The following is a 5,133-nucleotide window of genomic DNA, read 5'->3' on the forward strand; positions in this document are numbered from 1 at the left end:
GGCCACTATAACTTCACGCTGGTGCAGTCGCTCGATGACGCCAAGGGCTCGGATGCCATCACCCTGACCTTCGGCTACACGGCAACCGATTCCGACGGCGATACCGCCGCGAACACCTTCACCATCACCGTTGCCGACGACAAGCCTATTGCTCAGACGATTGACAACACGGCTTCGCCGCTGAATGACGATGCGCAGATCGGCGGAAACCTGGATGCCAACGATGCCAACGCCCACAGCGTCTCGGGCGCTGCTGGCGCCCTGTTCAGCGCCGGCGCCGACGGTTCTGCAAGCGTCTCGATCGATCAGTCCAGCCTTCCAGCTCTGAAGACGATCTATGTCGATGCCAACGGATTTGCGCAGCAGGAAGACGTTACCTGGGGCAAGCCGACGGTTTCTGGCGGTGCGACGACCTGGGTTGCTTCCAGCGCCAATCACGAGACCGTCGCAACGCTGACCATCAGGGCCGATGGCTCCTACACGTTCAGCACCAGCGCGCCGCTCGTCCACCCGACCTCCGGCACGACGGAAGAAAGCTTGTCGCTGACCTTCGCCTTCACGGTGACCGATGGCGACAACGATACTTCGACCGGCTCGCTGACCTTGCATGTTGCGGATGACGTGCCGCTGGCAAACAGCGTCACCGTTAGCAGCGTGACGTTGAACGACGACGCACTGAAGGGCGGAAATCCCGACGCGGTAACCGATACCGACACGGTCAGCGGCGTGAGCGGCACGCTCTTTTCGGGCGGCGCTGATGGCGTCCATCAGGTGACGCTCGGAGCGACGACGGATTTCAGCGCCATCTATACTGGCAAGGACGGCTTTGCCCATGTCGAGTCGGTCGTTTGGGGCAGCCCGACGACGGCGGCGGCCGGCGAGACGATCTGGATCGCGACGGGCAAGGACAGCGGCCAGACGGTCGCGACCCTCACGATCGGCACGGATGGTTCCTACAGCTTCACGCTCAGTGCGCCGGTCGTCCATGCGGCCGCGGAAAATACGCAGGATCTGACCTTCAACTTCACCGTCACCGATGGTGACAGCGATACGGCCAGCGGCTCGCTGACGGTCACCGTCAAGGACGACGCGCCAATCGCCTATAAGGTCGATGCCACCTCGACGCTGCTCAACGACGATGCGCAAGCACATGGCAACCTGGATGGCGCCGCCGACGCGAAGACGATCAATGGCGACGCAGGGGCTCTGTTCTCCGCCGGTGCCGATGGTGTCAAGGGCGTGTCGATGGACAGCCTGCCGACGCTGAAGGCGATCTACGTCGACAGCCACGGCATCGGCCATCAGGAAGCCGTGTCCTGGACGTCGTCTGCAGCGAACGGTGTGACGACCTGGACGGCAACCGGTGCCTCCAGCCATGCTACCGTTGCGGTTCTGACGATCAATTCGGACGGTTCCTACAGCTTCACCGCGGATGCGCCGCTTGTTCATTCGACGTCATCGACGACCGAAGACAGCCTGACGCTGAATTTCGGCTTCACTGTCACGGATGGCGACGGCGATACAGCGAAGGGCTCGCTGGCGATTGCCATCACGGACGACGTCCCGGTTGCGTCCGGCACGACCGTTGCGGTCAGGGCTGACGAAGGCGACATTTACAATCTCCTGTCGCATGGCAACAGCGCGCTCGATGGCACGCATGACGGATCGTCCTCACAGCCCGCACTGTTCGGTTTCGGCTTTGCGGCCACGGTATCCGGCTCCGTCGCGTCCACCGTTTCCTTCGGTGCTGATGGCGCAGCAGTCGGTGGCGGCTTCAGCTTCACCGCCAATGCGGCGTCGACGCTTAGCGCTCTGCATCTGACTTCGGGTGGCGAAGCGCTCTCCTATGCCGTCGTCAACAACGTGATCATCGGCTATGTCGATAATGACCACCACAGCGGCTACAATCCGCTCCTCGACCGCCCTGTCCTGTCATTGTCGCTGTCTAGCAACGGCAGCTTCACCTTCCAGCAGTACGATCAACTCGACAACGTCGCTGGTCCCGGCAACGACCTGCGCTCAGGCAATGGCTCGATCTCGGCCATCGACTTCGGTTCCGTCATCCAGGCAACTGACGGCGACGGCGACAGCGTGACGCTGACCGGCGCTTTGAAAGTCACGATCGTCGATGACGCGCCGAAGGTCGATCTGGCCCTCACTGGCTCGATCACGATCGACGAGAGCGGCCGCGGCGACAACGACGTCAACGCCAGCAATGCGGTCAAGAGCCTGTTTGCCGGCATCACCGGCGGCACCGATCCCGATATGTCGACGGTCTACGCTCAGCACAACGTCGTCTCGCCATCGGTCTCGATGGGCGCCGACGATGCGTCGGGTACGACGAGCAGCCTGACGCTTCATATCGACAATGCCGACTCCGGCTTGCAGACGACTGCTGGTCAGGCGATCACGCTCTCGCAGCTTGCCGACGGCACGGTTGTCGGCAAGATCGCCGACGGCGAGATCGCCTTTGCGATCCGCCTCGACAACAGCGGCAAGGTCAGCATCGCCCAGTACATGTCGCTCGCCAACCCGAACACGTCGAAGTCGGACGGCGATACGGTCGATCTCACCGGCAAGCTCTCGGCGGTGCTGAGCGCGACCGATAGCGACGGCGACACCGTCGCCAAGTCCGTTTCCATCGGCAGCAGCATTCGTTTCGATGATGACGGCCCGTCGATCGGCGGTGCCATATCGACGAAGACGCTTGCCGAGCATGACCTTCTGACGAATTCAGGTTCGCTGTCGCCCTCCGGCATCAGCACTGGCACGGTTGCGCTCAATCTCGCCTTCGGCGCTGACGGCCCGGCCGCCCATGCTGCTACCTTCGTAGCGGGTTCGAATGGCAGCTATTTCTCCGCAAGCTACGGCAATAACCAGACGCTTGATGCGACCAAGCTCAGCTCTGGTGGCCATGCTCTGTCCTATTCGCTCAGCGGCGGCGGCATGACGCTCATTGCCTACACCGGCAGCAATGCCGCCGACCAGTCGAGCTGGGTCTTCAAGGTTGTCCTGTCCCAGGACAGCGGCCACGCTAGCGGCGCCTACAACTTCACGCTTTACAAGTCGCTCGACGACGTCAACGGTCAAGCCAACCTCTCGGATATCAAGCTGACCTTCCAGGTTGCCGGGCATGACGGCGACGGCGACACCACGAGCAGCATGCAGAGCTTCTCGGTCGATGTGATCGACGACGTGCCGACGCTGGTTGATCATGCCTCGGTTTCCGCGGCCGTCTCGGAAACGGCGATCAATGCTCCCGTGGTGACGACTGGATCTTACACCGTCGATTTCGACACGGTGAACCCTTCGGTTGCCAAACTGACGGTGACCGAAGGCAGCGTCAGCGGCGGTGAGGTAGGCTCTTCGTCCAAGGGTGGTGATATCGTGCTCGTTTCCAACACGGGAACGACCTTTGTCGTGACACAGATGGATATCGGTGTGTTTGACCACAAAGGCCCGTCGTCCAAGACGGTCACGATCATCGGCACCGATGCGCAAGGTCATACGTATTCGGTGACGACTACCGGTACGACCTTTTCGGCTGCCGGCACTGCCCTCGAAGGCAAACAACTGACGTCGCTCGAGATCGATCCGCATGACAACTCGCTAACGGTCACGGTCGACAACATCCATGTCACCGACACGACGACGACGCCCACCCATGATCCGGCCGAGACGACGGTAGATCTGACCTCGCTGGTTCACGCCAGCGCCGACAGCCCGTTGACCTGGTCGGTGAATACGGTTGCCGCTGGAACGTCTTCCGGTAACCTGACGGGCGGTACCGGGCTGACCTACAACGGCACGGCCATCACGCTCGCCAGCACGGATGGACACACGATCACCGGCTCGGCCGGAGGCGTCACGGTCTTCACGTTGGCTGTCGATCCTGCGAGCGGTCACGCCACATTCGACCTTTACCATGCGATCGACGGCGGCAAAACGCTGCCGCTCGACTTCTCGAAATACGTTACGGCGACGGATTTCGATGGCGATGCCGTTACCTTGGGCAGCGGCTCCGTCACCATCGTCGTGCAGTCGGCCACGGACAGCCTTCCGACAATCTCTTCAGCCGGCCTGGCATCAAGCGTCAGCGAAAGCGGCTTGCCGGGTGGTACGGGGACGGCTGGCGTCGCCAATGTCCATTCGGGTAGCATCGCAATCACTGCAGGCGATGCACCTTCGACGGTGACAATCGCAGGCCATACGTTCAACGTCGGCGCCACAATCGCCAATGGCGATACCAATGCCACCATCCAGGGCGTCTACGGAACGCTGCATATCCTCAGCGTCACCACGACAGCCATCAACTACACCTATACGCTGACGAGCACCACGAGCGGGGCGAGCAACCATGACTCCTTCGCCGTCAGGGTCAGCGACGCGCCGATTGATGGTGAAAGCCAGACTGCAACCCTGACCTTCAACATCGCCGATGATAAGCCGATCGCGAGCACCATTCTGGTCGGATCGATGCATGAGAACGACAATGCAACCTTTACGCTCTCTGCCGGCACCATTGCTTTCGGCGCCGATGGAGCAGCCCCAGGCGGTGCGATCCATGTCGATAGCGTCAGCGCCGCCGGAGATCTCGCCGGCTTGACGCTGAGCACATCGATGGTTTCGATCGATGCAGGCCATGTCGTCGTCACGCCGGGCACCGCATTCGATGCTCTGTCGCTTGGCCACACATCGATCCTCTCGGTGGGATATACGGTGACAGACGGCGACGGCAGCAAAACCAGCGGCACCTTCAGCATCCAGGTCATTGGCACGAACGACGCACCGACGATTTCGCTCGTCGGCGGCGATAGCGCCAGCGGTGGGGTGACCGAGGCCGGTATCGGCGTTGCCGACGACAGCGCTCACAATACGGTTTCCGGCCATCTGACCGGGGCTGATGTCGATAGCCCGTCGCTGACGTGGTCGGTCGTCGCTGGCAGCGGCCAGACGGCCAATCCGGGCGGATCGGTCACCGGCGCTTACGGCACGCTGAGCGTCAGCGCGGATGGCACCTGGACCTATGCGCTGGATCAGTCGAAGGCCGATCCGCTGAACGCCTCGGATCATCCGCAAGAAAGCTTCACGGTTCAGGTGAGCGACGGCCAGGGCGGTATCACCACCCAGACG

1 protein-coding gene is annotated in these 5,133 nt (G+C 62.0%); it reads left to right on the top strand.

What is annotated here, in order from left to right; genetic code table 11:
• On the top strand, positions 1–5,133 hold a 5,133-nt coding region (locus K290_RS0133540), incomplete at both ends, for a T1SS-143 repeat domain-containing protein (protein WP_028755435.1).

It is taken from the genome of Rhizobium leucaenae USDA 9039 (genome assembly GCF_000426285.1).
Taxonomy (GTDB): domain Bacteria; phylum Pseudomonadota; class Alphaproteobacteria; order Rhizobiales; family Rhizobiaceae; genus Rhizobium; species Rhizobium leucaenae.